Annotated in this window: 1 pseudogene; it reads left to right on the top strand. The window is 44.3% G+C overall.

Annotated elements, in window-relative coordinates:
* Nucleotides 1–1,891 (top strand): annotated as a pseudogene (locus ACO4PX_RS10095) (Spy0128 family protein); the annotation flags it as partial.

Here is a 1,891-nt window from a genome sequence, read left to right on the forward strand (position 1 = left end):
AGAAGGGTATGGCTTATTTCCTCAGTTTTTTGATGCTTGCGGGAAATTTGCAAAGCGTGAGCTATGCGGAAGAAATTGCCGGAGAAACGGTAGAACGTATCGCTCTTGCTACGGAAGAAAAATCCTCTGAAAGTCTAAGAGAAAGGGCGGAAGAGAAGGCGGGGGAGGGAAAGACTTCTTTGGAAGAAACTGCCTTAGAGAAGGAAGGATCCGCATCAGAGGGAAAAAAGGAAAAGAAAGAAGAGCTAGTATCAGAAGAGGAGAATAAGACTGCTCCTTCGGAAGCAAAGACTGAGGAGTCTTCTTTGGAAGAGAAGGCTAGTTTGTCATCGGAAGAAGCTAAGCAGGAGGAAAAGCCGGAGTATATGGACGCCGGTTCTTTTGAGGCTTCCTACAGTAAGGATATTACTGTACTGGCAAGCTTTTCTGAGGGAACCTTCTATGAGGGAACCAGAATGAAGGTGGTCCCGGTAGATTCAGAAAGCATTCTGGAAGAGGCCAAAGCCCTTTCTTTGAAGGATTATAAGAAAAAGAATCCGGGGGAAGAGGCGGAGGTTGAAGTTCTGGAGGCTATCGACATTTCCTTCTACAGAGAAGTTAACGGTGTGGAAAAGGAAGTACAGCCTAAGAACGGCAAGAAGGTAGAGCTTCGCCTGCAAAAAAGTAAAAAAATAAAGGATGCTTTAGAGAAGACTGAGGAAAATCTTAAAGAAGATCAAGAAGAGGATCTTGAGGAAGAACTACAGATTGTACATCTTTCTGAAAATCATCCCGGAGAAATCCTTAGTGTAAAGGAGGAGGGAGAAGAACTCCTGTTTTCCGCAAAGCATTTCAGTCCCATTATCCTAGTAAGAAGGACAAGGGATTTGGGAGAAGAGGCTGTCAACCATGAGTTTAAGGCATTTTGGACGGAAGCTCCTAATGCTCCTCGATTTGGCACGACCATTCCTAACGGCCATACTTATACCGATGGCAGTAACGGTGTAATGCGGGAACAAAGAGATTTAAAAATCATTCCTCCGGATAGTTCTTCCAACGGTACGGATACAACTACCCTGGGCATAGAGCTTACTCTAAAGGGAAACAAAAATGTCAGTTATGATGTAGGAACGGTTAATATTGATGTTCCTGCCAGAATTTTTGAAGGCTGGGATGAAAATGAACCGGACAAAATTTCTGTATATGAGAAAAAGGAAGGGAATCAGCATAAGCTGCAGCCTTCTATGGCTACAGGCTTGCTTGAGGCGCCGAATACCAATACCCAAAGTAGCTTTAATTATACCATTATCAAAAAGAATGTTCCCGGAAAGGATAAGCCGGAAGACTATCTTCGTTTAACGAACTATAGGGCGGTAAACGGTGGATTTACTTTTAAGGCGGATATTGCCTACAACCTGACTCCTTCCATGCTGAAGGTAAAGCATGATTATGCTAAGGGGGTAGGTGTCTATGACAATAAATTCCCTGTCAGCTTAAATATTGACCACAGTGATAACAGTTTGGATGTGAAACAGGATGTTCCTCTTTCCGTTCATGTGGAAACCAAGGTTGAGCCTACTAGCTTCAATTTCAAGCACGGTGAGGCGGATATGAAGCAGGGGATATTCTTCTCCTGGGATCCCAGCTGGGGCACTACCACGGATAACCCCGGTGAGTATTTCTATGGCGTTTGGTATCTAAGAGTGGATAGAGCCAGGGCAAGCTCTCAGGCCTTTGATTATAGCTTCCATACCTTAGATCCTGCAGATTCGGGTGGAGGAATCCTGGTTGGTGCGAAGAAGCTTCCTACAAACGCGGCATGGAACGTCTACTACAATAAGAGCGATATTGAAAATCATGCCAGAAACGGTTATGCGGATATTGCAAAGTTTATAGGGCCGGGAAAAAATCC

It is taken from the genome of Oribacterium sp., assembly GCF_057249185.1.